We start from the raw sequence: 26,336 nt of genomic DNA on the forward strand, positions 1-26,336 counted from the left end.
GACTCAAGTTAAGTCTGTAAAAGAGTATGGAAGTAACTCCTTGACCGTCATCACGACCGTCGATTTATCTTTAGCGACCAAGGTCACTGGTAAATCCTGATTAAAAAACTCTGCCATTACTTGGCGGCAGGCACCACACGGAGAGATCGGTTTTTCCGTTTCTCCGTAAACAATTAATTCCTCAAAGTCTAAAAAGCCTTCAGAAACAGCTTTAAAAATGGCTGTTCGCTCTGCACAATTGGTCAAGCCGAAACTAGCATTTTCGATATTGACACCTGTGAAAACTTGTCCATTTTTAGCTACTAAAACAGCTCCGACAGGGAAATGAGAGTATGGAACATAGGCATTCTTCGTGGTTTCTACAACTAAATCAATCAAATTAGTAGTCGCCATTAGCCACGTCTCCCTCCATAATCGCTACACCAGAGGATGCTCCAATGCGAGTCGCACCAGCTTTGATAAAGGCAAGTGCATCTTCGTAAGAACGGGCACCGCCAGAAGCCTTGACTCCCATATCTGGCCCAACTGTCTTACGCATCAAAGCTACATCCGCAACGGTTGCACCACCAGTTGAGAAACCAGTAGATGTCTTGACAAAATCCGCACCAGCTTTCTGAGCAAGCTGGCAAGCTCTCACTTTCTCATCATCTGTCAAGAGGCAGGTTTCAATAATAACCTTAACTAAGGTTCCTTTGGCAGCTTCCACAACAGCTCGAATGTCTCTTTCAACTAAGTCAAAGTTTCGAGACTTTAGAGCACCGATATTGATGACCATATCGACTTCATTTGCTCCATTTTGGATTGCATCACTCGTTTCAAAAGCCTTGAGCTCCGGAGTATTCGCTCCCAGAGGAAAACCAATGACTGTACAGACCTTAACATCCGTAGCTTTTAGTGCTTGCGCAGCAAAACTCACCCAAGTCGGATTGACACAGACGCTCGCAAAGTCGTATTTCTTTGCTTCCTCAATTAAGGTTTCAATCTGCTCCTGACTTGCATCAGGTTTCAAAAGCGTATGGTCAATGTATTTGTTTAATTTCATGTTTGATTCTCCTAGAATTAAGCGATCACTTCGACAATCTCACTTACTGCAACGCTTTCACTACCTATTCTAACATTTTTTTGGAATTCTGTAACTAGTTCTTGAGAAATTTTTTCATTTGCGTAAATTTTTGCGACAATTTCCCCAATTTCGACTGTTTCGCCAACCTTTTTTTCAAACACGATTCCAGTTTCATAATCTAGTTTATCAGATTTGACCGCTCGGCCTGCTCCTAATCTCATCGCAAACAAGCCAAATTCCATAGCTGGAAGCTCTGTGATAAAGCCAGATTGCTCTGCTCTCACTTCAGCCACATAAGCCGCCTGGGATGGCCGATACAAGTCCTCTAGATCACCACCTTGAGCCGCAATCATCTCTTCAAATTTTTTCAATGCTGCTCCATTTGTCAGATGTTCTCTGATTTCAGAAACTGACTTCTCAACATTAGCCAAATCAAGCATAATCCGAGCGAGCTCGCAAATAAACTCCGTAATATCTTCGCGTCCTTGTCCTTGAAGGATTTCCAGTGCTTCCAGGATTTCCAAACGATTGCCAATGCTAGTGCCCAAAGGCTGACTCATATCGGTAATAACTGCGACTGTTCTACGTCCGACAGCCTTGCCCAAGTCTACCATAGTGCGGGCTAGAACACGGGCATCCTCTAGATTTTTCATAAAGGCACCTTCACCGACGGTCACATCCAGCAAGATGCTGTCCGCACCAGCGGCGATTTTCTTGCTCATAACTGAACTGGCAATCAAAGGAATCGTATCAACTGTAGCAGTCACATCACGCAGGGCATAGAGAAGCTTGTCTGCCTTGACCAGCTGGTCTGACTGACCGATGACGGATACACCAATATCCTGAACCTGCTTGATGAAATCTTCCTGACTGCGCTCGACTTGGTAGCCCTTGACAGACTCGAGCTTGTCTATGGTACCACCCGTATGCCCCAAGCCTCGACCGCTCATCTTAGCAACGGGTACTCCAAAGCTAGCTACGAGAGGAGCCAAGATTAAGGTAACCTTATCTCCCACTCCACCAGTCGAATGTTTATCTACCTTAATCCCTGAAATAGCTGACAGGTCAAACTGCTGGCCTGTCCCCACCATGGCCATGGTCAAATCAGAAATTTCTCTTGTAGTCATTCCTTTAAAGTAAACAGCCATGGCAAAGGCTGACATCTGGTAATCCGGCACTGTTCCAGCTACATACCCCTCAATCAGCCATTCAATCTCTTGACTGGACAACTCTAGTCCATCTCGTTTCTTTTGAATAATATCAACTGCCCGCATTTTTACTTCACACTCCTTAGGATATAATAACCTTTGTCCTTCTTTAGAGTCTCGCAGTTGCCAAATACTTCTTCCATCTTGGCTTTAGCACTAGGAGCTCCTTGTTTCTTTTGGATAACAATCGTCAAATCCCCATCCGCTAGCAAGTGATCATAGCTACCTGAAATAACTTCATGCACCACCTGCTTACCGGCTCGAATCGGTGGATTGCTGATAATATGATGGAATTGTCCGGCCACCTGCTCGTAAACATTGGACTGAAAAATATCTGCAGATACTTGGTTCGCATCCGCATTTTTTCTAGCCAAGTCTAGCGCTCGCTGATTGATATCCACGAGAGTGACTTCCAGCTCTTGCGCTTTAGCCAGAGTCAAGCCCAGCGTTCCATAACCGCAGCCGACATCCAGCAGCGTTTCTTTTTTGTTAAATTCCAAGGCAGACAACAACACTCGACTGCCATAGTCGATCATTTTTTTGCTAAAGACACCAGCATCCGTTAAAAAGGTCATCTGTTGTCCTAATAGTTCCACTTTTAATTCATGAATGTCATGTTTGGCATCCGGATTTTCTGCAAAATACATTTTAGTCATAAAACCATTTTATCATAAATTTTCTAGATTTGTAAATCGTTTTCATTTCTCCAAAAGTATGTTATACTAAAATCCATCATATAGGAGTAACTTATGACAAACGAATTTCTTCACTTTGAAAAAATCAACCGCCAAACTTGGCAAAATCTGCATCGAAAGAAAAATCCACCGCTTACTGAGTCCGAGCTCAATTCTATCAAGAGTTTCAATGACAAAATCAGTCTACAGGATGTAACAGATGTTTACCTGCCTCTGACAAATCTCATTCAAATTTATAAACGTTCCAAAGAAGATCTCGCTTTTTCAAAAGGTATTTTTCTACAAAAGGAGAGCAAAAGGCAGCCCTTTATTATCGGAGTATCTGGCAGTGTTGCTGTTGGAAAATCAACGATTAGCCGCCTATTGCAAATCCTCCTGTCACGGACTTTTACAAATGCCACCGTTGAATTAGTGACGACAGATGGCTTTCTCTATCCTAATCAAACTCTGATTGAAACGGGGATTTTAAATCGCAAGGGCTTCCCTGAAAGCTATAATATGGAACTCTTGCTGGACTTTTTAGACCGCATTAAAAATGGTCAAAACTATGAAATTCCCGTCTACTCACACGAAATTTATGATATTGTCCCAAATGAAAAGCAGGAAATTAAGGCAGCTGACTTTGTCATCGTAGAAGGTATCAACGTTTTCCAAAATCCGCAAAATGAACGCCTTTATATGACTGACTTTTTTGACTTCTCTATCTACGTAGATGCCGAAATCGAAAATATTGAGTCTTGGTATCTAGATCGTTTTAAAAAATTACTGGCACTAGCCAAGCACGACACGAATAACTACTACCATCGCTTTACGACCCAGCCTGAAGAAGAAGTCATGGCGCTGGCCCATAATATCTGGGAAACAATCAATCTGGTGAACCTATTAGACTATATTGAGCCAACTCGTAATAGGGCCGAAGTGATTTTGCACAAGGCTAAAAATCATGAAATTGACGAAATCTATCTAAAAAAATAATTTAGACTTGTCAAATCACAACTTTTCATATATAATTAGATAGTTAGTATTTTCAATGGAGGTGAATAACTTGGCAAACATTAAGTCAGCTATCAAACGCGCTGAATTGAACGTTAAACAAAACGAAAAAACTCAGCTCAAAAATCAGCTATGCGTACTGCAATCAAAGCATTTGAAGCAAACCCGTCTGAAGAACTTTTCCGTGCTGCTAGCTCAGCTATCGATAAAGCAGAAACAAAAGGTTTGATCCACAAAAACAAAGCAAGCCGCGATAAAGCACGTCTTTCAGCTAAACTTGCTAAATAATGCATTGTGCATACAAAGGAGCTCCACGGAGCTTTTTTTGTTGCTCATTATAAAGGAGAAATTATATGAAAATTGCTATCATCGGCTACTCCGGATCTGGCAAGTCAACCTTAGCCCAGCAGTTAGGCCACTTCCACCATATTCCCGTGCTTCATCTGGACACGATTCGGTTTGAAGAAAACTGGCAGACTCGTAGTCAAGACCAAGTCAAGGCTGATTTAGCGGATTTCCTCAAGCGAGAACAATCCTGGGTCATCGATGGCAACTACTCCTTCGCCTGCTTTGAGGAAAGGATGGCTCAGGCTGATCAGATTATCTTTATGAACTTTTCTCGCTGGAACTGCCTCTATCGCGCCTTCAATCGCTACCTCAAATATCGAAATCAGGTGCGAGAGAGTATGGCTTCTGGCTGTACTGAAAAACTGGATTGGGAATTCATCCGCTGGATCCTTTGGGATGGTCGGACAAGAGAGACTAAAAATCTCTATCAAAAAGTTCGCCAGACCTATCCTAAGAAATTCATCGAATTGCAGAATCAAAAGCAATTATCAGACTATGTAAAAGAATCTGGGACAAAAGTCTAACCTTAAATATAAAAAGCGAACAAAACGGAGTTATCTGACACTCAGAATTCTGTCTTGTTCACTTTTTTGTCTAATCTATCAATTTTAAGAATTTATAATAAAGAATCCCTAAAATCAAAATCTTTTTGTCCCAGCCTCGTTCAGTCTTATTTGTCAAGAAAAATCAGAAGTATTCATCGATGAGGTAAAAAGGTGAAATTCCAACTTACAAAATTGTAAGAAAAATGAGAGAAATGTAAGCTAAAGAAATGGAAAGAAGAAACTCTTTCTTGTATCATAGGAAAGGAAAAAGGAGAATCCTATGAAAAAAATGATTGACAATAGCAGTTTGAAACTGCTTGCTATGCTTGCAATGCTGATTGACCATATCGCCTGGGTATCTTTTCCACTGGCTACCAATATGAATATTCTCTCTCCTAACTGGCTGGCCAATAGTATGCACATAATAGGCCGCCTGGCTTTTCCAGTCTTTGCCTTTTGTATTGCGGAAGGCTATCGGCACAGTCATGATGTGAGCAAGTATATGAGACGATTGGGGCTGCTGGCTCTTATCAGTATCATCCCTTTCTCTCTGATGGGCTGGGTTACTGGTCTTGGCTTTATCATGCAAAATACGGTTGTTACTCTCTTTTTGGGGCTCTGTGCTCTTTATTACAGTGATCAGCAAACAGCAACCTGGAGAAAAGTTCTAATTATTCTACTCTGTTTTACTCTGTCCATTATCGCTGACGGCGGACTGACGGGAGGAGTTTTTGGTATCTATTCCTTTGCAAAGATTAAAGACCCAATCTTCCGAAAAATTGGCGGTGTCTTGGCATTGAACAGTGTGCAAATCCTAATTTTGGCCTTCAATTTCTCCTATGATGGTCTGGCTGATCTGGCTGCCACCTGTCTTCTGTTTCTCCTCGTGACCTCTTTCTACAACGGTCAAAAAGGGGCCAATATTGGAAAAGTATTTTACTGGTTTTATCCCCTTCATTTGCTCGCCCTGTCTCTGTTTCGAATTGCCTTTCTCTTATTTCTAATGTAGTTAATGAATGTATTAAAAGTTGCAGTAGAATACCTGTTAAGTTAATTTTTCTTTTGGTAAGTCTAAATAATAGAGTAAAAGAGTCTGGGACAATAGTCTCTTTGCTACAAAAAAGAGTTTGGAACAAAAATATTTCAATTTTTAAAAATCTTAATTATTAAGCCCTTTAAATCTATAATTAAATGCGAAAAGCGAACAAAGTAGAATTCTGATTACCAGAAAACTAGTTTTGTTCGCTTTTTATATTTGAAGCCAGACTTTTGTCCCAGCCTCCTTTTCTTATTCTTCTTTTACAAAAACCAATTCTTTATCATCTGAAAGATCCGCTCGATAGGCAAAACCTGCAAAAGAGAGCTGTTTTATTTGCTCAAGATTATCGACCTGGGCTTCCATCAAAGCAGTCAAAAATTGCCCACGCGCTTTTTTGGAAATAGTAGAATGGCTTTTGAGTTTGCCAGATTTTTCTTCTAAAAACTTGAACCGAAGCATCTTCTCTCTGACGGATTTATCAAAAACATCCTCAAATTCACTGGACAAGAGAGAAAGCAGCATATCTTCGTCCGCTACTGCTTTTGTATACTCTTCCCGCCAAAATTTTTTCAGCGTTTGACCATTGGGCTTTAGCCCCACCAAAAAATCCAACCGATGAGGGGCAATCGGACTCAGAGCAGGAATGACCCCATATAGACTAGAAGTTAAAAGCAAATGGTCTTGAATGTAGGATTTCTCCTCTTGTGTCCAATCTTTTCGCTTGATATTGCGATACATAAGCCCGTCAAATAAGTGCAAGGCTGGATAGGTCTCCGCTTCATTCTTGCTCAGGTTTTGAATTCGCTGGTATTCTATTTCAGCCATCTGCGGACTGATTTTGTATAATTTTTCCAGCTCCGTGGCTGAGTGTTTTAATAGCTCTTCTATTATGATTTTGCTTTTCGGCGTCAACTGGTAGCGCCCCAGCGAGCTCTGATTTTCATTCATTTCTTTGGCGGTCGGAATTAAAATCTTCATATTTTCCCTTTCTCATCTTGGATTCAGAGTCCATTTTCCTGTTTTCCTTACTCATGATTATAGCAAATTTTGGACAAATTGGATTTATTCTTGACTTTAATTTTCAAAAATGATATTATCTAGTTATCGAAACTAGATAATAGAAAGTTTAAAATTTGGAAACGAAAAATATGTTCCCGAGATGGGATGAATTACCTGTTCTTGACCTGTATCTGGACCAAGTCCTGCTCTACGTCAACAAGGTCTGTAAGCCAGCTTTTACTGCATCCGACAAAGGCTTGACTGCATCCATGATCAATAATTATGTCAAGCATGCCTATCTTGAAAAACCTTTAAAAAAGAAATACAATCGCCAGCAAGTTGCCCGCTTGATTGCCATTACAAGCTTGAAAACTGTTTTTTCTATTCAAGATATTGCTGCTACTTTAGATATGCTCAATGCTGAGACCCAGTCTGAAGAGCTCTACAATGATTTTGTGGATTATATGAACGGACGGAAGCTTGAAGTGACTCCGATCATTGCCAGTGCTTGTCAGACCTTAAAACTCTACCAGCAAACCCTTGCTTTTATCCAAGTACCCGAAAAGGAGGCCGATAACGATGAACTACGCGCTTAAACTCAGTAAACAACTCTCTTTTGGAGAGGAAATTGCCAATGCTGTCACTCATGCCGTCGGAGCTGTTTTGATGCTGATTCTTCTACCCATCTCTGCTATTTACAGCTATGAAGGGCATGGCCTCGTTTCTGCTGTTGGTACTTCTATCTTTGTCATTAGCCTTTTCCTCATGTTTCTTTCTTCTACCATTTACCACTCCATGTCCTATGGCTCTACCCACAAATACATCCTACGGATTATTGACCACTCCATGATTTATATCGCTATCGCAGGCAGCTATACGCCAGTCGTCCTTTCACTCATGAATGACTGGCGGGGTTATCTGATTATCGTGATTCAGTGGGGCACGACCATCTTTGGTATTCTCTACAAAATCTTTGCTAAGAAGGTTAATGAGAAATTCAGCCTAGCCCTCTATCTAATTATGGGTTGGCTGGTGATCTTTATCATCCCGCAAATTATCGGACAAACTGGACCAGTGTTTTGGGGACTCATGCTAGCAGGCGGTCTTTGCTACACAGTAGGTGCTGGTTTTTATGCCAAAAAGAAACCCTACTTCCACATGATTTGGCACCTCTTCATCCTAGCCGCTTCTGCCCTCCAGTACTTAGCTATTGTTTATTTCATGTAAAACTGCTTTTCAAGCAGTTTTTTCTATAGCATAAGGCAGCTCTTCAACCAATCCTGCAACAGGTCTGCACTAACCACCTCTCAAAAGTAAGAACTTTGAAATAATATAAATTTAAGCTTTCTCTGCTAAGATAAAGATAGAAAAGATGATCTCTGGCAATTAAATCTGCCAATTATGGAAGGGAAATGAATGACTATTTTATCAAAAATCCGCCCATCGCAGCCCCTGAAAGAGCTGAAATGGTTCGATATTCTTGTGATTACTCTGCTCATGTTTGGTCAGTTCATCTACACATCAACCGAACTTTATCTAGCTAGCTTTGCAACAACAGCGACGACAGCGGCAACTGAAACGGTCAGCAATACAGCTAGCGAAGGCGCAGCATTCTCAAGCAATTTCAATCTTCAGCTCCTGATGCTGGTCTTGACCATTCTATACCTATTGCTTCGGCGCTTCGACTTTAAGCAGCTTCCTATCCGTCTGAGCTGGTCAGTTCTCCTTTGGACTCCTCTTATTTTTGTAGTGGTAGGGTTCTTTGGTGACATTGTGACGACACTGAGTGGCGAGTATAATTACTTTGATTCAACCCTCTGGTCCTATATAGATTTACTGGAAATCTTCCGGAAATTTGCTGAACTGACACCTATGGCCATCCTCTACGGACTTCTCAATGGTTTCTATGAGGAATTCTTCTTTCTGGGTCTTATGACCTCAGTCAAGGATAAGTATAAGTGGTGGGCACTGGCCTACTCTACCATCATTCGGATTTCTTTCCATACTTATCAAGGAATGCTCTGGGCCTTGGTTATCGGAGTGGTCTATGGTCTCTTCTACTATTTTCTTTACAAGTACAAGGTCAAGAACCTCCTGCCTTTCTTTCTCATGCACGCCTTGGCGGATATGTTTGGCTCCAGCTTAATGTATGTCTTGATTAACTGGCGTTCTTAAAAGGATAAAAATCAGCTGACATACAGTTTATATCGGAAAACTATAAAATAAATCGCAACTAAAAAGCTTAGAAACAAGGTATCAAGTAACCTCGCTGCTAAGCTTTTTATTATGGTCAATTAGCAATTGAAACTAGCAATTTCGCTATCAAGTTTTTTCATATAGTAGCGATAGATCAGATAAGAAACAAGTCCACAAATCAAAATCAGCAGAAGGGAAAGGAGATAGAGAACTGTGATAGGCAGGGAATATGAAATCGCATAGAGAACGCCAATCACGATAATCACTCCAATGGTAAAGGCTAGTGCCAATAGGGTCTTACCCATACTGTTATCTCGACTCATCAGCTCGTTGACATTGGACCAGTTGGTCACCAAATGCTTATAATCCCGATGATAACCCCAAGCGCTCCAAGCTAGACTGGCCATAAACCAAACCAGTAGCATAACGAGAAACGTCACCAGATGAACATGGAAGATAAGACTAGTCACCAAAAGAAGAATCACTGGTAAAATGGACTGAATTGCAAAGAGATACCAAAATTTGAGACGAACATATTTTCTGAGCTCAAAAGGCAAAACCTTCAGATAATCAAAATTTTCCCGCTCCAAGGATAAACCTATAGAGGTCAGATTACTCCCACCCGAATTGAGGGTGGCGATAAACATAGATAGGAAGCTAAGCGGAAGCAAAAATCGTGGAATCAAGAACGGGCTAACATCTAGATCTGCTTTGACTGCCCCCATGGCCATACTAAAAATAATGATGTAAGGAATCAGTGCTGACATGAAGAGAGCCTGCAAGATGACCGAACCTTCACTCAGCAGCCGAATGTGATAGCGCCAGACGAACTTCTTGAAATTCTTGGCCTCGTCCATATTGATATCGTGCACCCGCTCACGTTTGCCACTTGCTGCACCTGTCATCAAGGCTGCCTCATAAAATTCTGGTATAACCTTGAACTTAACCACCAAAAAGAGTAGAACCGCCACGGCAAGCCAAGCTAGAATCCCTAAAATTGCAGACAAGCTAAAAGGATTGATGATAAAGTCGTAAAAGGCTACAACGGGCGGGAAATAAGGTGTGGCTATTGTATTGCTGGCGATACTACGACTGTTCATTTGATTGATAAAGATATAGAGTCCTACCGAACCAAGGGAAACCAGCCCTAGAATCACATTGGATAGAATAGTCTTATACTTTCTAAAGAAAGCTGTCTTGGTGATAAAATGCACCAAAATCAAAATGATAAAGGTTATAACAGAGCTTAAAATGACAATCGAAATCAAGGCCATAGGCAGGCCGACTAAAGGATTTCCGCCTTGAAGACCTAGCACGATGAAATAGCTATACATGGGCAGAATCGCAATCAAGAGAGTCAGGACAACAGAGATGCTCTTGCCAACAATGATTTCTGACTCACTAAAGGCATAGGGCCGATAGGACTGCAGGTCCTTGCTTTCATAGAAGACATTATAGAAAACGAGGAAGCCCTGCGACATGGAGAATACAGCAAATATGGAGACCATATTGGCAAAATGTCCTGGATTGCCCACCATGTGATTGAAGGCACTCATGATACCAAAGAAGAATAGGTAGACCAAACCCAAAATCAAATACATTCGAATAGCCTGCAGGGAGACATTGACCTTGACCTCTGGATTCTTTGCCTGCTTCTTGCGATATTGCTGCAGCTGCGAAGCTTGGATAGCATAGAGAATATTGATATCAACTAATTTTTTAATCGCTTTAAGGCGCATCTGAACTCACCTCTTCTCTGCGGCCAGCCAGACCTAGATAGATGGTTTCGAGGGACTGGTCTGGATGCTGGGCTTTCAAGTCTTCAACCGTTCCGTAGAATATCAGCTCTCCTTTTTTGAGAATGGCAATCTTGTCGCATAGCTGTTCAGCTACTTCTAACACGTGGGTTGAAAACAGAACTGTATTTCCCTTGTTAGCATGCTCACGCATCATCTGCTTGAGATCAAAAGCTGCCTGAGGATCCAATCCCGTCAAGGGCTCATCCAAAACCCAAATATCTGGATCGGACAAAAGGGCACCAATAACAAAGACCTTCTGCCGCATACCGTGTGAAAACGACTCAATCACTTCATAGCGATGGTTGGCAAAGTCAAAAATAGCCAGCAGTTCACCCAAACGAGCTTCTACTTCTGCCGTGGTCATATCGTAGGAAGTCGCTACTAGCTCCCAAAATTCATTAGCTGTCAGGCGCAAGAAAAGGTCAGGAGAATCAGCTACATAGCCGATTTTTTTCTTGATTTCTAAACGATTACTGGATAGCTCCTTGCCATCCACAAAAATTTGTCCCTGTGTCGGATTGATGACGCTGACCAAGGATTTAATGGTCGTTGACTTACCCGCTCCATTGTGACCAATCAGACCGACAATCTCACCGCTTTCCAAGGTCAGATTCAAATGGTTAAGCGCCAGCTTGCCATCATAGTCTTTTGTAACATCTCTAAATTCAATCATGAGAATCTCCTTTACTATGTTTTAAGCTTATTATACTATCTTAAAAGTTATTTGTCTTAAAATGAGCGAAAAAGTTCGGATTTTGCTTTGAAAGAATCCATAACTATCCTTTAGACCTTAAAAGATTGAGCATTCTCCAGCAGATAGAGCAAGAAATTAGGAATGGTTTCCAGCATATCCTGCTCATAGACACGCTCAGTAAGCTGATGCAAGTCCTTGCCCCATGGACCGAGATTGATACCGAGGATATGATTGGCCGCAATTTCTGGGAAATCCAGATGATAGAGATTCTCAGGCACAGGCATACTGGCAATCAGGTCTTGGTATTCAGCGACAGGCTTCTCCAAGGCACAGTAACTAAGGTCACAAATTCCCATGAAAAATTCGTCCACTTGGAGTTGACAGCTGGCTTCCTTGTCCAGATAATCTTGATAGAGTTGAACGACCTCATCAATCCTAATCGGACTGTCCGACAGACGACGACAATTCATGGATGGGTAGTAAGGCGGCGCGATTGCTAAGACAACCAAAGCTTCCTTACGGTCGTAGAAATCTAAAACTTTCTGGATATTTTGAATGCTGATTTCCTGATAGGAGGCACCCTCTTGCAAGGCTTGCTGGGCTTCTTCATAAATTTTCTTCAAGGTACCTTCAAAACCGATTTTTTCTTGGCATTCTTGCAGTAATTCCTGATAAGTCAGCACGCGCGGTTTCGGTACATGCTTCCTTTCTTGATAGACTTTCTGAAGCTGACAATAGTTTTGATAAAAGCCATCTACTGCTTCCTGACTGAGATTCTTTATGGTCGCCAGCAGCTCACTTGGACTCTTTTCTAGATAAAGGACGCTGAAATAACCTGCAGCACGCAGCACTGTTGACACATCATAATTTTCCTTCAAATCACGCAGATAAGACCATGATGGCAGAGGCGAACGTTCGCCGTAGGCCATGTCGGATAGAGCCGGATTGAGGTCAATTTTTTCAGCAACCTTGGCCAGCAAGGACAGGGCATTGATTCCCTTTAGTGGCTCTTTCATATGAGAAAGGATGCCCTGAGTCACGACAACTGGCATCAACTTGCCGACTGTTCCTATATGAAGTACCTTTTCCTCCGCTGACTGACTCTCAAAAGGCTCAGAATCCACAGCCAGAAGGTAATGAAGCTGGAAGCGCTCCTTCAATTCAGCAAGCAAGGCTGTCGCTGCCCGCATTCCTTGGGAATAGGACTCCTCATCTCCGACCGACAAATAAAGCAAATTGACCTGACCAGACTGTATCTGACTATATCTCTCCACTACTCCCAGCTGCAAGGCCAGAGCGGCCTTCATGTCGCAAGAGCCCCGACCGAACTGCCACTTGTCCGACGCAATATCCGCTAAAAGATCTGAATCTGAAGAAATGGAGGGTAATTTTTCTTTAAGGGACTGATTATCAAAAGCCCAGTCTTTGAGACTGCCAAAGTCCTCAATATCTACTGTATCATGATGATGAAAAAGAATTACGGTGTCAGCTGTATCCCGCTTGACCAGCGCCCAGTTGACACTGCGTTCATAAAAATCATTTGGAATCTGATAGCAGCCAAACAGCTCAGGATGCTCCTGAAAATAAGGAATCTTCCCTATCCGCTCCTGAAGAAAGGCTTCAATCTTCCGTTCAGAACTAGTATGGGTAAAACTTTCAATCGCCATACTTTGGTCAAAAATATCTTGAATATACTGTTTCATTCTTTCTACCTCTATATTGCTGGTGCTTCTGGCTTGCAAGCCAAGGCCAGCTGAAAGACGATAAGGCAAAAGCAGCCAATCTTTATCTAGTCAGGAATGTTTGGCTGCTTTTTTCTTGTAATGACTAACGATGAGAATATTTCTTAACGAGGCCAGACATGCCGAATGTGCTGACAAAAAGCACCAAGCCTAGATAGAACATTCCTTTTTCTGAATGGCTACCAGTTTTTGGCAAGGAAGCTGCGGCTTGTTGAGCTTGTTGAACAGCTGCCTGCTCCACTTGAGACGCTTCTGGTTGACTAGCCAATTGCTGCACTTGAGGCACCACTTTCTGACTGCCTAATTGCTGCATATGGTCAGTCACGCCTTTCTCATCTTCTTTACGTCCAACCCTCAAATCGACTAACGGAGCTTCTTGTTGTGGCTCCTGTCTATCAAAGATATATTCTGGGACTTCTCTGATTTCTGGTGCAACTAGCTTTTCACCAAGAATTTCAGGTAAGTTAGCATATTCCGTATCAAGGGCACTTGCTACATAATCAGCTTTTTGAGAACGACTCGCTTCCACAGTCGGTACTAGCGCACTAATAGAATCCGTCTTGAAAGTCACCGCATACTGACGCTTAATTGTCAGGTCGCTAGGGTCATAAGTATTGAAGACCAGAGCTAGCTTGTGGCCTTTTTTCACCGTGTAAAGATTCGGCTGCAAATACATGGTATAATCATGAAATTGGCCGACTTTTGGCTTAATACTTTTTTCTGAACTAGACGGTGTATAGTCTGATTCTGGATTGGCTAAGTTTAGCCAGCCCTTAGCAATGACCTTGTATTTGGTTTTGGTTGTCGCAAAGTTTTTAACATCCAGATTGCTGAGATTGCTACCCATCCAGAAGTCACCAGCCTTGCTGTCATCACTAGCAGCACCATTTCCAACAACATCAAACTCTTTGTCTGATACATCTACCAAGAGCGTATTGACCTGCAAGTTTTTGCCACTGCCCTTGGCCAAGGCTGCCTTGAAGTGGACTGGAATATGGCCCTTGATAGTCGTGTCTTCTTTGACTTCTGTCATAAAGGTCATGTTGGACTTAGAAGATCCTTGACTGACAGTTTCATCTCGCTTGCTAGTGTCAATCCCAGCAGCCGCATAGTCACTGGAGATAGTTTCTTCTAGACGTTTGGACTTAGCTGTCAAAATCAAACGATTGGTGCTTTTCCAATTGTCATAGCTCGTCCATTTATTTGGATCGTAGTTATTTTGTGCCAAGACAGCAGGAAGCTTGCTGACATCGTTCTTGACATCGTAAAGATAATGAGAGAACCAAATATTGAGTAAGTCATAGAAATCTTGATTGTTGGCCTTGATACCATACCCTCGAGAGATAGCTGCTGGATGGACATGGTCTCCTTGGTGGAGGTAGAGTTTTACATTTTGTCCCGCTTTTTTCAAGACATCGTACATAAGCTCGAACTGTTTGGTTTTGACGTTGTCATCATTTAAGCCATGTACCAGCAGGGCGCTAGTCTTTATCTTTCCTGAATTTAGGGTATAATCGCGTTCCCGCCAAATTTGGCTATAATTGCGACCGTGAGCTTTTTGGTCCTTGTTTAGCTGATTGATGTAGTCAGCATACTTGTTCCAGATTGAAGCCCAATCGTCTTGGTCGAGCATCCGAGTAGAAACATAGAGTGACAGCCAAGACAGATCACTGTATGGCGGATTGCTGTAAGCTGTCCCTTGACTATTGAAATAATCATACCAGCTAGCAATTCCTGCGGCTGGAACGATGGTTCTCAGGCCTTCTACAACCGTTGTTGCCACACCGAAAGTTGTCGTACCGGCCCAAGATAGGCCAGTCATGCCGACTTTGCCATTGGCCCAGTCAGCCTTGATTTCAATATTGCTAGTTCTGTCTGTGTAGGCTGTCCGTTTACCGTTAACCCATTCGACAATATTTTTAAAGGCTTCTACTTCCAAATCAGATCCAGTCGTATTGAAGCCTTCTGACCCCTTAGTACCTAGACCAGCACTGGAAACAAAGGCATAGCCGCGCACTAGGAAGTAATCATACCAGTTCAAATTCTCGTAATCATAAATCCCTTCATAAGGGCTATAATAGTACCAATCTGACGCTTTGGCTTTCTTCGCCGCATCAATACTACTCATACTAGACACCGGTTGGCGCTTAGCAGGCTTATTGTGCAAACTCTTCATGTCATAAGAACCGTTTGTCGGCAGATTGAGACTTTCTAAGGTCACATAGTTTTCATCCAAAGTCCCCGCGACATAAGGACGGGCTTCTAAAATCGTCGAAGCCTTAAAATCACCTTGAGCTACTGCTTTCGGAAGTTGTACGATAGCCTTGACGAGGTCACGCTTTCCGTCTCCATCCGTATCATGATCCGTCTCAACATAGACAGGAAAACGGACGATATCGCTTTTCTCATACGAATAGTCTTTATCTTCCTTAGCTCCACTACTGTATGGGAAAATTGGCTGCGCCCGACCATTCAAAAAGAGCGGTGCTTTCTTTTCAGCACGATAGGCATCATGCAGGCGCTTGGCAACTGCATACATAGTCTGCAGATTGCTTCCCTGTACGCGAGCCGTCAAATCGGCCTCTTTATCAATCATTCCCATGCTCTTAGCTAGATTCACTCTATCTTGAGCACTAGTGCCTAGCTGAGATTCATTGACGGCTGCCCATTTCAGTAGCTCATCGACTGCTTCTTGTAGGGTCAATTCCTTATCAGCCAAGGCAGGATTTGAAAGACTCCCCGTATAAGCAGACAGGTCTTGTCCTTTAGCAGTGGCAGGCACAGCAGAAGGCACCAAGCTAGCATCTTGAGCCAAAGCTAAAGGTAGCGACTCCAATGATGAAGCAGACTTTTCAGAGTCCACAACTGATTTTTCAGCAGTGACCGATTCCTCTTCTTGCTTTTCTGGTCTTGCAGTAGCCGACGATTCCTTGCTTTCAACCTCTAAAACTGCTGGTTGCTGGACTGAAGATTCCGGTTCAGATGGCTTTGCGACAGCTTCTGTTTGAAGAATTTCCTTGCTTTCGACATTCGCCTGACTCGCCTCATCGGCTTGAACAACCTGGCCTAGGGCCAAAGGTGCAAATAGCGAGACTGATAAGAGTAACCTCACTAGTCCTCTCTTTTTCATAAAGAACCCCTTTCTTTTTATAAAGTTTATTACTTGTCCATTATACTATGTAAGCGTTTTAAATTCAATGCTAGTTTTATCTTATGAGCAAAAAATATAAAATTAACTTATATAAACGTTTGTGTCATCATTCTTCTTTTGGTAAAATAGACCCATCCCAAGAATGTGAGGTATCTCGTATGGAAAATCAAACATTAATGCAATATTTTGAATGGTACTTACCAAATGATGGACAACATTGGAATCGATTGGCGGAGGATGCCCCACATCTTGCATCAAAAGGTATCCGCAAGGTTTGGATGCCACCAGCTTTCAAAGCAACAGGCTCAAATGATGTCGGCTATGGAGTTTATGATCTCTTCGACTTAGGTGAGTTTGACCAAAAAGGAACCGTCCGCACCAAATATGGTTTTAAGGAAGACTACCTAAAAGCTATCCAAACTCTCAAAGCCAATGGCATTGAACCCATGGCTGATGTAGTCCTCAATCACAAAGCAGCTGCGGACTACAAGGAGCGTTTTACTGTCGTTGAAGTGGATCCTAACGACCGAACTAAGGTCTTGTCAGAACCTTTCGAAATCAAAGGATGGACTAAGTTTGTCTTCCCAGGCCGCAATAAAACCTACAATGACTTTGAATGGCATTGGTACCACTTTACCGGTACGGACTATGATGCCAAAAACAACAAGTCAGGCATTTTCCTTATCCAAGGAGACAATAAAGGCTGGGCAGACGATGAGCTGGTGGACAATGAGAACGGCAACTATGACTATCTCATGTATGCCGATATTGACTTCAAGCATCCAGAGGTCATTCAAAACCTCTACGACTGGGTTTACTGGTTTATCGAAACAACAGGTGTTCAAGGATTTCGTTTAGATGCTGTCAAGCACATTGACTCCTTCTTTATGAGAAATTTTATCCGCGATATAACTGCAAAATACGGTGAGGATTTCTATGTTTTTGGGGAATTTTGGAACAGCGATGAGACGGCTAATAACGACTATCTAAAAAATATCGAATACCGCTTTGATCTGGTTGACGTCAAGCTCCACCATAATTTCTTTGACGCTAGCATAGCTGGGGCAGACTTTGACCTGCGGACGATTTTTGATCAGACGCTTGCTAAGAATCATCCTGAATCAGCCGTGACCTTCGTGGACAATCACGACACCCAGCGAGGACAAGCTCTGGAGTCTACTGTCGAAGAATGGTTCAAGCCAGCAGCCTATGCTCTTATCCTACTTCGAGAGGAGGGACTGCCTTGCGTATTTTATGGTGACTACTATGGTATTAGTGGGGAATTTGCCCAAGAGAGCTTCCAAGACGTACTGGACAAGCTCTTGGATATTCGTCTCAACCTAGCTTACGGTGAGCAGACTGACTACTTTGACGATGCCAACTGTATCGGATGGATTCGCCAAGGCAAGGACGGTGGTCAGCCAATCGCTGTTGTTATCAGCAATGACCAAGCCAGCAGCAAACGTATGCTGGTCGGTTCAGAATGGGCTGGTAGAGAATTCAGCGATTATCTGGGCAACAGCTCTCAAATCGTAACCATTGACGAAGAAGGCTGGGGAGAATTTCCAGTGGAGGAAAAATCAGTCAGTGTCTGGTCTGTCAAATAATTTGTATATCCAAAACCGAGAGGGAAAAATTCCCTCTCGGTTTTCTCGTATTTCAAGCTCCTATAAAACCTACTATTTTAAAAACTGCTTTATTTTTTCTGCCAACTCATCACTGGCGTAATCATGCACATAATGAGGGCAGTCTAGTAGAATTAGCTCTGTCTGTGGATGCTGCGCTTCAAAATCCTTCTGGAAGCTCTGCCATTCTCCCTGACTAAAGCCAGTCCCTTGGCCATTTGAAGAAAAGAGCAAGAACGGTCGTTCAGGAAGCTTTTCCTTCGAAACTAGCTCAGCATTTTGTTTGACCTGGGTGACCTCTTCATAAACAGCATTTGACAGTGAACGACGATAGAAAAGAGCCTTGTATACCTGCTTTTCTTCTGCTGTCAAATCACCAGACGCAAGAGCGGGAACCTGCTTGTCAGCATCATAAAATACCCGACTTAAGCCTAAATTAGCAGCCATTTGTAAGCCTTTATAAGCTAAAGGATAGAGCCTCAGATCAGTGTAAGAACTCGGTAAAGCCATATCCAGTCCGATAATGCCTTGGACTTCTTCTGGATATGTTGCAGCCCAATGAAGCGCTTCTAGCCCAGCTATAGAGTGTGCTACCAAAATATATGGGCCTTTTATTTCAGCCTTTTGTAAAGCCTGCCTCGTCTGGGCAAGTACCGTGTCAATGTCTCTGCTATCCCCTTGGCTGTCATCACTGAAGCCATAGCCTAAGCGTTCAACAATAACAACCCGATAGTCTTTTTCCAATTTAGAATAGAGGCTCTTAAAGTCAAGAATAGGGGACGTTGTGCCACCACCCGCCAAAAAGACCAGCGTCTGCTCTCCCTGACCAGTTACATAGACATTCATATTCTTGCCGTCTACTTGAACCAGGCGCCCTACGGGTTTATCAAGCATTTTCTGCTCTTTAGTCAGGCAGATTTGATGATAAGTAAACATTAAGACCAGAGCACTTATAATTGTAAAAAGCAAACACAGAAAGAATTTCTTCAAATACCTGAACATCATAACTTTCCAAATATCTTTAAGCATCTACGAAGACTTAACCGATTAAACAAGAACAGCCATTCTGATTTCCATAGGATAATCAGATTTCTGCCTTTTATTCAAGACTAGATGCTCTACTATTACTCCACCAAGCCACTTCTCAGATAAGCGTCCACCATGCGCTCAGTTGCAACGACTGAGTCAATATGCGTGCGCTCATAAGAGTGACTGGATTCGATGCCAGCGCCTAGCAAAGCGTGCTTAACTTCTGCTCCTGCGCTCATGGCTGCAGAGGCGTCCGATCCGTAAAATGGATAGATGTCCAGTTTGTAAGGAATCTCCTGCTCCTTGGCTAAATTTACCAAATGCTGGCGAAAAGCATAGTGATAAGGTCCTGATGCATCCTTAACACATATGGAAACTGTGTACTCATCTGTCTGCTGATCGTCACCCATAGCGCCCATATCAACAGCCAGATACTCTACTGCTTGCTCTGGTAGGCTGGAATTAGCCCCGTGACCGACTTCCTCAAAGACGCTGAAAGCAAAATGAGTCGTCACCGGTAGCTGAATATTTTCCTCTTTATAAACGCGCAAAAGATTGAGCAAAATAGCTGCGCTGACCTTGTCATCCAGAAAGCGGGACTTGATAAAGCCTGACTCAGTAACCGTGGTACGCGGGTCGAAGGAAATAAAATCCCCGACCTCGATTCCTAAATCCCGCGTTTCTTTCTCACTTGTCACCTTTTCATCCAAACGTACTTCCATATTGTCCTGAGTACGCTCAACCGTCCCTGCATCCTTATAGACATGGCAGGATGTCTGGTGAACCAAGATAGTCCCGCTGATAGTCTTGCCACTGCTGGCCACATGGATCAGACAGTTTTCTCCTTCAATCATGTTCCAAGGGAAACCACCAATCCGATCCAGCTTGAGGCGACCGTCTGGCTTGACCGCACGTACAATAGCTCCCAGAGTATCCACATGGGCCGTCACGACCCGATGTTGAGCATCATTTGCTCCTTTAACCACGACATGGACGCCGCCTTTATTGGTCCGGACAGGCTCATAGCCCAAGTCTTCTAGTGTCTTCACCAGATAATCCGCCACCTCAGCCGTAAAGCCTGTTGGGGAAGGAATAGCCGTTAATTCTTGTAAATATTGAACAGTTTGATTCATCATAACTCCTTTAGATCATTTATACTGTCAATTATAGCATAAATCCGCTGTCAAATATCGTCCTGACTGGCTCTTTTCTCCTGATTTTAGATTGATTTAGCAAATTCTTCGATGAATTAGAAAATCTATACAAAAATCCTCTTCTCTAAGCTTATATGAGTCTCGGAGAAGAGGATGCTTTATTTTAGTCTAAAATAGGGAGAAGACTGCTACTGCAAGGACAGCACCAATGATTGGTCCGACAACTGGAATCCAAGCATAGCTCCAATCGCCATTTCCTTTGTTTGGAATCGGAAGGAGGCTGTGCATGATCCGAGGTCCTAAGTCACGAGCTGGGTTGAGGGCATAGCCAGTCGTTCCACCAAGTGAGAGACCAATCCCGACAATGAGTGTTCCGACTGCAAAAGTGCCAATGCCTGCTTGCAGCTTATAAAGTCCTAGAGCGAAGATAGTCAGTACAAGGACAAAAGTTCCAAGGATTTCGCTAATCAGATTTGAGAAGGTGTCTTTGATAGCTGGGCCTGTGCTGAATGTGCCAAGGATGTTAGCTGGATTTTCTTCAGCCAGATAATGAGGCTTGAACTGCAGGAAGACGAGGAACTGTCCAACCATAGCACCTGCAAACTGAGCGAGGATATACGGAAGAACAGATGCCCAAGGTAAATCACCTTTCATAGCTACTCCGATAGTTAGGGCAGGATTCAGATGGGCTGGTCCAAGGTTGCCAGATACAAAAGCAGCGATGGCAACGGCAATCCCCCATCCCATGGTAATCACAATCCAACCTGAATTGTGACTCTTAGTTTTGGGAAGCACCACGCCTGCAACGACGCCATTCCCCAAAAGGAGCAAGAGCAGGGTTCCTAAAAATTCACCAAATATTTCTTTCATCATCTATATTACTCCATTTAAAAGAAGGGGAGGCTAGACAGGAGAACTGGTCCGCCACCTCTTCTTCTATTTTCTATTTTTTCAATTCTGCTAAATCATTATTCGCAAGGGCAGCTTCTAGGTCATTTCGATAGGCTGCTTTTTCTTCTTCTGTCCAGTCGTAGAATCGTCCCATTTCATCCAAAACTGGCTCTACAATCGCATCTAAGCTGTCCCGCATAAAGAGCATGTGGTTTGTCCGGCGAAGCAGGAAGTCAACTGGACTGAGTGCTAATTCGTTACGCATAGCATAGTGGAGCGACAAGGTATCCGCTAGGCTAAGACCTGGCGCTTGCTCGATGCTATGGGCGAGAGCAAAGACCTTAGGAACATTGGAACCATAAAGGTTGGCAAGATAGAAGGCCTCCTTGCTGTCCAATCCACGTGAGACACCAAGTTGCGCAAAGGCTTCGATCTCGGAATTGACATTAGCTGGGTTGAGTTCTCCGCCTGAAACAGGGTAGGTCTTAGAGTTGATGAGCTTGAAGCTGCGGTCGAATTCGGCTTTGAGGATTTCAACAACGCGCTCCATAGCGCCTTCTGCCATCTTACGATAGTCCGTAATCTTACCACCAGCAAGGGTCAAAAGACCATTGTTATCACGATCTAAACTAGAGCCACGAGATACGGCAGATGGATCTAAGTGTTTTTCAGATGTACTACTTTCAAGCTTAGTAACAGCCGCTTCGACATCCTCACGAGATTTTTCTTTAGCCAAATAGCTTTCAACAGTCGCAATCAGTGCATTGAAGCTTTCGTCGCTAATGGTACCGTTGTTTCCGCCGTTGTAGTCAGAAGCACTGTTTCCTGCAATCAGAGGACGCAAACCTGCCCAGCTGCTTTCGATGTCGTCAATTGTGATCTTGGCTTCTGGGAAGCGATTATTGACAATGCCCAAGAGGTAATCCACATCTTCTTGTGTTACTTTTGGATGCTCTAGGTCGCCAGTGTAGTCGGTGTCAGTCGTACCAAAGTAGGTTTTATTTTCACGTGGAAGAACAAAGACCATCCGGCCGTCTCCCAAGCCTGTGTCAAAGTAGACTGGCTGAGAAACCTTGATCTTGCTAGAGTCAACTACCAAGTGAACACCCTTGGTTGGACGCATTTGTGAGTATTGCTCACCGTCATTTGATAGATTGCGCACCTTATCGCTCCAAGGTCCAGTTGTGTTGATGACTAGGCGAGCCTTGATTTCAAAGACTTCATCCGTCAAGAGGTCACGCGCAACAACGCCTGTAATCTTTCCAGATTCATCAAAGAGGAAGCCTTCTGCCTTAACGTGGTTGGCAATGAGGGCACCGTCTTGGTTGGCGCGTTTGATATTTTCAATTACGAGGCGTGCGTCGTTATTGCGGAAGTCAAGATAGACACCGCCACCAACCAGGCCCTCCTTCTTGAGTTCAGGTTCCCGTTCGAGCACTTCTTCCTTGCTCAAGACCTTGTTAGCAGCTGGTGTGTTGTTGACACCAGCCAGAAGGTCGTACAAGTCCATAGCTACTTTGAGACGGAAGAGGCTGAAGGTAGCGCCATCTTCTTCATAGACAGGAAGCAGCATAGGATCTGGTTTTGGAATATGGGGGGCAATTTGCTGTACCACAGCACGCTCAGAAACTGTATCTGAGACCACCTCTACGTCGAATTGCTTAAGGTAACGAAGGCCACCATGGACCAATTTGGTAGAACGGCTAGAAGTCCCTTCTGCAAAGTCCTGCATTTCAATCAGACCGGTCTCCAGTCCACTAGCTGCCGCTTGCAAGGCTACCCCAGCACCGGTAATCCCACCACCAATAATCAGGAGGTCCAAGGTGCGTTCCTGCATTTTTTTTATCGATAATTCACGTGTTTTCTTTGAAAATTCCATAATTACACACTTTCTAACTTAGTCATTTCATGCTTCTACTGACTTGATTATCAAAATCAGTCGTCGATTTCTGCAAAGACTTGAGTTGCCTTAACGGCTTTTTTCCATCCTTTGTAGAGTTGTTCCTTACGGGATTCATTCATAGACGGCTCAAAGAGTTCTCCAGTTTCATTGAGAGTACGGAGTTCGTCTAAGTCTTTCCAGTAGCCTACTGACAGTCCTGCCAAGAAGGCTGCACCAAGAGCAGTTGTTTCTAAGTTTTTAGCACGGGCAATATCGATTCCCAAAATGTCAGCTTGGAATTGCATGAGGAAGTTGTTCATAGCAGCACCGCCGTCAACTTTGAGGACTTGAATAGCAGTCTTGGCATCCACCTGCATGGTATCAATGATGTCTCGTACTTGGTAAGCGATGGATTGCAGGGTAGCTTTGATAAAGTCTTCTTTGCTGGTTCCGCGGGTCAAGCCAAAGACAGATCCACGTGCATTTTGATCCCAGTACGGAGCGCCCAGACCTGTAAAGGCAGGTACGACATAGACTTCGTCATTGTTGTGAGAATTGAGAGCATATTTTTCAGATTCTGGTGAATTTTCAACCATGCGAAGACCGTCGCGCAGCCATTGAATGGCACTTCCGGCAATGAAGATAGAACCTTCTAAAGCATAATAAACCTTGCCATTAATTCCGTAGCCAATGGTTGTCAAGAGGTTGTTTTCAGACAGCTGCATCTCTTCACCAGTATTCATGATGATGAAAGAACCAGTTCCATAAGTATTCTTGACCATGCCAGGCTCAAAAGCTAACTGTCCAAAGAGAGCTGCCTGCTGGTCACCAGCCATGCCAGAGATTGGAACTTCTCCACCGTAGAAATGGAATGGAGCAGTCTTGCCATAGATTTCTGAGTTAGAACGAACTTCTGGAAGCATAGCCTTTGGAATATTGAGGATTTCCAAAATCTCGTCGTCCCATTTGAGTTCCTTGATGTTATAGAGCATGGTACGAGCTGCATTTGAGTAGTCGGTCACATGAGCCGCGCCGTCGGTCAATTTCCAAACCAGCCAAGTATCGATAGTACCAAAGAGCAATTCGCCTTTTTCAGCTCTTTCTTGTGCTCCCTCTACATGATCCAAAATCCAGCGAACCTTGGTAGCAGAGAAGTAAGCGTCAATAATCAAACCAGTCTTTTCATGGAATTTTTCCACATAGCCTTGGCTTTTCAGCTGTTCAGCCAGAGGAGCAGTCTGGCGAGATTGCCAAACGATAGCATTGTAGATAGGAAGACCTGTATTCTTATCCCAGACGACAGTTGTTTCACGCTGGTTGGTGATCCCGATGGCTTCGATTTGACTTGGTTTCACACCGCTTTCGATAAAGGCTCCAGCAATTACAGACTGAACAGAATTCCAAATTTCATTGGCATTGTGCTCAACCCATCCAGCTTGAGGGAAAATCTGAGTAAATTCTTTTTGGCTAGAGCTGACCTTCTCTCCCTTTTTGTTAAAGATGATGGCACGGGAACTAGTAGTTCCTTGGTCAATGGCCATGATGTATTTTTCTTGTGACATGTACTGTCCTCCTGGTAAAAATCTTGAGGAGATTTCCTCTTTACAGTAACTAGTATATAAAATAAAGCGCTTTCTTCTTCATCAATTTTTTTAAATTTTAAAAAATTTGAGGAGATTGTGTGAAAATCACAAAGAAACCTAGATTTCTCTAGGTTTCTTAATGAAATATCATGTGACGGATTTGAGCCAAGTCTTCCAAATCCAAGTCATTTTTTAAATAATAGACGGGAATCTGCGGGGTCTGATGAATTGGATTATTGGTGATGATAAGGTCATAGTTTTTAGCTGGGTCATAGGATTCAATGCTAATAAAACGATTGTACTCTAAATATCGTCTCAAAATGGCTGTCATTCTGGAAACAACGATAAAGCTATCCGTCAAGTCCATGCCTATCTTGATGACTTGACCATCGTTTTCAGCAATGTACTCCATCAGCTGGAGCCATTCCCACAAAACTTTTTTATCCAGAGATGTTCCCTGCTGGAAAATAGGCAGTTTGCTAAAAATAGTGTCTGCCACTTGTCGATAATCGTCTTCGCTCCATAAGTAAGGATGGCGAAGTTCCAGATCATGCTTGTATTTATCCTGTAAGAGATAGCCTTTGAAAAGAAAGACGCGGGCGCAGAGCTGACTGAGTTCGTAGGTTACCTGGTCTTCAATATAGTCACCTAGCAAGTCCTGGCCCTTCATCTCTTGAATCAGTTGCGTAATCAGACTAGCAATTTCACCGCCAAAGCCTAATATATACTCCATGGTGTGCAGGGGCAGAATCCGATGGGAAAGCAGAAATGAAAAGAAAATCATCATTTCCCCATCTTCCTGACTTAGAGTAATGTGCTTCCCGGCAAAGAAATCATTCGTCCGGCGATGCAAGCGCTGGTAGAAGATATTTTCAAAATAGCCCTGCATCTTCTGCTCAATGTTTTGAAATTGACAGGCATTGACGCGCAGGCGCTGCTGAGTAATATGCGCCCAAAGAGTCAAGTCTAATCGCTGTCCTTGCGAGAGCTGAGCTCCACAGAGTTCTTCTAAGACGGCAACTTCCTGCCTTCTCTCTGATTTTTGAAGTTCCTTTTCCCAAACTTGACTGGACCAGACCTTGCGAAGGAGGCAAAAATAAAAATAGCGGATCTGGTGCTCAGGACCTTTCAAGCGACCATTTTGGATAGATAGCTCAAACTCTGATAAAATCTGATTTAAACCAGCTATGTGGCGGCCGAGGGTCGCTTCACTGATCATGAGTTCTTGTGCTAACTGGTGAGCCAAAAACTGTTGATGATAGAGCAGGTAGTTTAAAATCTGGTATTTGACGGCATTGCTCAAAAAGAGTCTGCGAATGTCCCGTCCCTTGGTATCCGGTCCGATGGACAGGCTGAGTGTTTCTTCCTGAAGCTGGATGGATAAGGCTGTCTCATGTTCCATAGCCTTGTCGTTAATCAGGCTAATGTACTTGGTCAAGGTTGCTTTCGAGAAACCGGTTTCAGATATGACGGCCTTCAAACTGGATGTAGAATGTTGCTGTAAATAGGACAGGACAATAAACTGCCCCGCTTCACTCTTTTCCATTAAGTCTGCTATATACATTCGAAAACCCTTTCAGTTTGCTAATCTTAGCTTAACACAAAAAGAAAAAAAGACGAAGCAATCTGCTTCATCTGCTACATCCTTCAAAGCATAAGCGAAAAAAGGAAACCTGAACCAGCTGGATGATTTTCCCAGC

At 43.3% G+C, this 26,336-nt stretch carries 22 protein-coding genes and 1 pseudogene; 8 read left to right on the forward strand and 15 right to left on the reverse strand.

The window, feature by feature from the left end:
* Positions 1–3: 3 nt before the first annotated feature.
* From HMPREF9960_RS03530 to HMPREF9960_RS03545, 4 genes are read right to left on the reverse strand one after another with little or no spacing between them, the layout of a single operon-like run.
* Positions 4–393, reverse strand: a complete 390-nt coding sequence (locus HMPREF9960_RS03530; protein ID WP_005590143.1) for a cytidine deaminase — start codon at positions 391–393, stop codon at positions 4–6.
* Positions 380–1,042 (reverse strand): deoxyribose-phosphate aldolase, encoded by a 663-nt coding sequence (deoC, locus tag HMPREF9960_RS03535; RefSeq protein ID WP_005590142.1) that lies wholly within the window; start codon positions 1,040–1,042, stop codon positions 380–382. Before deoC ends, HMPREF9960_RS03530 begins: the two co-directional genes overlap by 14 nt.
* Positions 1,043–1,059: 17 nt before the next feature.
* Positions 1,060–2,337: a pyrimidine-nucleoside phosphorylase gene (locus HMPREF9960_RS03540; RefSeq protein ID WP_005590141.1), complete on the reverse strand. Its 1,278-nt coding sequence runs from the start codon at positions 2,335–2,337 to the stop codon at positions 1,060–1,062.
* A gap of 2 nt (positions 2,338–2,339) precedes the next feature.
* Positions 2,340–2,927 (reverse strand): class I SAM-dependent methyltransferase, encoded by a 588-nt coding sequence (locus HMPREF9960_RS03545; RefSeq protein ID WP_005590139.1) that lies wholly within the window; start codon positions 2,925–2,927, stop codon positions 2,340–2,342.
* A 93-nt stretch (positions 2,928–3,020) separates the two neighbouring features.
* Between HMPREF9960_RS03545 and coaA the strand changes: the two genes are divergently transcribed.
* The 4 genes and pseudogenes from coaA (at position 3,021) to HMPREF9960_RS03565 (ending at position 5,861) form a co-directional block, all read left to right on the forward strand.
* Positions 3,021–3,941, forward strand: a complete 921-nt coding sequence (coaA, locus tag HMPREF9960_RS03550; RefSeq protein ID WP_005590138.1) for a type I pantothenate kinase — start codon at positions 3,021–3,023, stop codon at positions 3,939–3,941.
* A gap of 70 nt (positions 3,942–4,011) precedes the next feature.
* Positions 4,012–4,247: pseudogene (gene rpsT / locus HMPREF9960_RS03555) on the forward strand (30S ribosomal protein S20).
* 65 nt (positions 4,248–4,312) lie between these two features.
* Positions 4,313–4,831 carry a DNA topology modulation protein gene (locus tag HMPREF9960_RS03560; protein WP_005590136.1) on the forward strand — a complete coding sequence of 173 codons (519 nt, stop codon included), beginning with the start codon at positions 4,313–4,315 and terminating at the stop codon, positions 4,829–4,831.
* Positions 4,832–5,132: 301 nt separating this feature from the next.
* Positions 5,133–5,861, forward strand: coding sequence for a TraX family protein (locus HMPREF9960_RS03565; protein ID WP_005590134.1), 729 nt, complete (start codon positions 5,133–5,135; stop codon positions 5,859–5,861).
* 279 nt (positions 5,862–6,140) lie between these two features.
* Here the strand turns inward: HMPREF9960_RS03565 and yaaA are convergent, their stop codons facing one another.
* Entirely contained in the window at positions 6,141–6,869 is a 729-nt protein-coding gene (gene yaaA, locus HMPREF9960_RS03570) for a peroxide stress protein YaaA (protein WP_005590133.1), read from the reverse strand.
* A gap of 170 nt (positions 6,870–7,039) precedes the next feature.
* On the opposite strand from yaaA, the gene HMPREF9960_RS03575 reads away from it, so the two are divergent.
* The 3 genes from HMPREF9960_RS03575 to HMPREF9960_RS03585 all read left to right on the forward strand — a co-directional run bounded on the left by HMPREF9960_RS03575 (position 7,040) and on the right by HMPREF9960_RS03585 (position 9,065).
* On the forward strand, positions 7,040–7,486 hold the full coding sequence (locus tag HMPREF9960_RS03575) for a DUF1836 domain-containing protein (protein ID WP_005590132.1): 447 nt from the start codon (positions 7,040–7,042) through the stop codon (positions 7,484–7,486).
* Positions 7,470–8,117 carry a PAQR family membrane homeostasis protein TrhA gene (trhA, locus tag HMPREF9960_RS03580; protein ID WP_005590131.1) on the forward strand — a complete coding sequence of 216 codons (648 nt, stop codon included), beginning with the start codon at positions 7,470–7,472 and terminating at the stop codon, positions 8,115–8,117. The genes HMPREF9960_RS03575 and trhA overlap by 17 nt, the downstream gene beginning before the upstream one ends.
* Before the next feature lie 189 nt (positions 8,118–8,306).
* The gene (locus HMPREF9960_RS03585) at positions 8,307–9,065 is read left to right on the forward strand and encodes a CPBP family intramembrane glutamic endopeptidase (protein WP_005590130.1); all 759 of its coding nucleotides are present in this window, start codon (positions 8,307–8,309) and stop codon (positions 9,063–9,065) included.
* A gap of 119 nt (positions 9,066–9,184) precedes the next feature.
* Here HMPREF9960_RS03585 and HMPREF9960_RS03590 read toward each other — a convergent pair whose 3' ends face one another.
* The 4 genes from HMPREF9960_RS03590 to HMPREF9960_RS03605 form a co-directional block, all read right to left on the reverse strand.
* A complete protein-coding gene (locus tag HMPREF9960_RS03590) occupies positions 9,185–10,825 on the reverse strand; it encodes a hypothetical protein (RefSeq protein WP_005590129.1) in 1,641 nt (546 codons plus the stop codon).
* Positions 10,815–11,558: an ABC transporter ATP-binding protein gene (locus tag HMPREF9960_RS03595; RefSeq protein WP_005590128.1), complete on the reverse strand. Its 744-nt coding sequence runs from the start codon at positions 11,556–11,558 to the stop codon at positions 10,815–10,817. Before HMPREF9960_RS03595 ends, HMPREF9960_RS03590 begins: the two co-directional genes overlap by 11 nt.
* Before the next feature lie 110 nt (positions 11,559–11,668).
* On the reverse strand, positions 11,669–13,282 hold the full coding sequence (locus HMPREF9960_RS03600) for a M20/M25/M40 family metallo-hydrolase (protein ID WP_005590127.1): 1,614 nt from the start codon (positions 13,280–13,282) through the stop codon (positions 11,669–11,671).
* Between the two features lie 124 nt (positions 13,283–13,406).
* On the reverse strand, positions 13,407–16,451 hold the full coding sequence (locus HMPREF9960_RS03605; RefSeq protein ID WP_005590126.1) for a CocE/NonD family hydrolase: 3,045 nt from the start codon (positions 16,449–16,451) through the stop codon (positions 13,407–13,409).
* A gap of 179 nt (positions 16,452–16,630) precedes the next feature.
* Between HMPREF9960_RS03605 and HMPREF9960_RS03610 the strand changes: the two genes are divergently transcribed.
* The gene (locus tag HMPREF9960_RS03610; protein WP_005590125.1) at positions 16,631–18,079 is read left to right on the forward strand and encodes an alpha-amylase; all 1,449 of its coding nucleotides are present in this window, start codon (positions 16,631–16,633) and stop codon (positions 18,077–18,079) included.
* Between the two features lie 72 nt (positions 18,080–18,151).
* On the opposite strand, the gene HMPREF9960_RS03615 is transcribed toward HMPREF9960_RS03610, so the two are convergent.
* The 6 genes from HMPREF9960_RS03615 to HMPREF9960_RS03640 form a co-directional block, all read right to left on the reverse strand.
* Entirely contained in the window at positions 18,152–19,126 is a 975-nt protein-coding gene (locus tag HMPREF9960_RS03615; protein ID WP_005590124.1) for an alpha/beta hydrolase, read from the reverse strand.
* A gap of 95 nt (positions 19,127–19,221) precedes the next feature.
* Positions 19,222–20,259, reverse strand: coding sequence for a M42 family metallopeptidase (locus HMPREF9960_RS03620; RefSeq protein WP_005592209.1), 1,038 nt, complete (start codon positions 20,257–20,259; stop codon positions 19,222–19,224).
* A gap of 189 nt (positions 20,260–20,448) precedes the next feature.
* Positions 20,449–21,153 (reverse strand): MIP/aquaporin family protein, encoded by a 705-nt coding sequence (locus HMPREF9960_RS03625; RefSeq protein ID WP_005590122.1) that lies wholly within the window; start codon positions 21,151–21,153, stop codon positions 20,449–20,451.
* A 70-nt stretch (positions 21,154–21,223) separates the two neighbouring features.
* Positions 21,224–23,050, reverse strand: a complete 1,827-nt coding sequence (gene glpO / locus HMPREF9960_RS03630) for a type 1 glycerol-3-phosphate oxidase (protein WP_005590121.1) — start codon at positions 23,048–23,050, stop codon at positions 21,224–21,226.
* A 56-nt stretch (positions 23,051–23,106) separates the two neighbouring features.
* On the reverse strand, positions 23,107–24,615 hold the full coding sequence (gene glpK / locus HMPREF9960_RS03635) for a glycerol kinase GlpK (RefSeq protein ID WP_005590120.1): 1,509 nt from the start codon (positions 24,613–24,615) through the stop codon (positions 23,107–23,109).
* A gap of 157 nt (positions 24,616–24,772) precedes the next feature.
* Complete coding sequence (locus HMPREF9960_RS03640; protein ID WP_005590119.1) at positions 24,773–26,200, reverse strand: AcpB/EbpR/MafR family transcriptional regulator; 1,428 nt, start codon at positions 26,198–26,200, stop codon at positions 24,773–24,775.
* Positions 26,201–26,336 lie beyond the last annotated feature (136 nt).

The sequence above is a fragment of the Streptococcus cristatus ATCC 51100 genome (assembly GCF_000222765.1).
Lineage (GTDB): Bacteria > Bacillota > Bacilli > Lactobacillales > Streptococcaceae > Streptococcus > Streptococcus cristatus.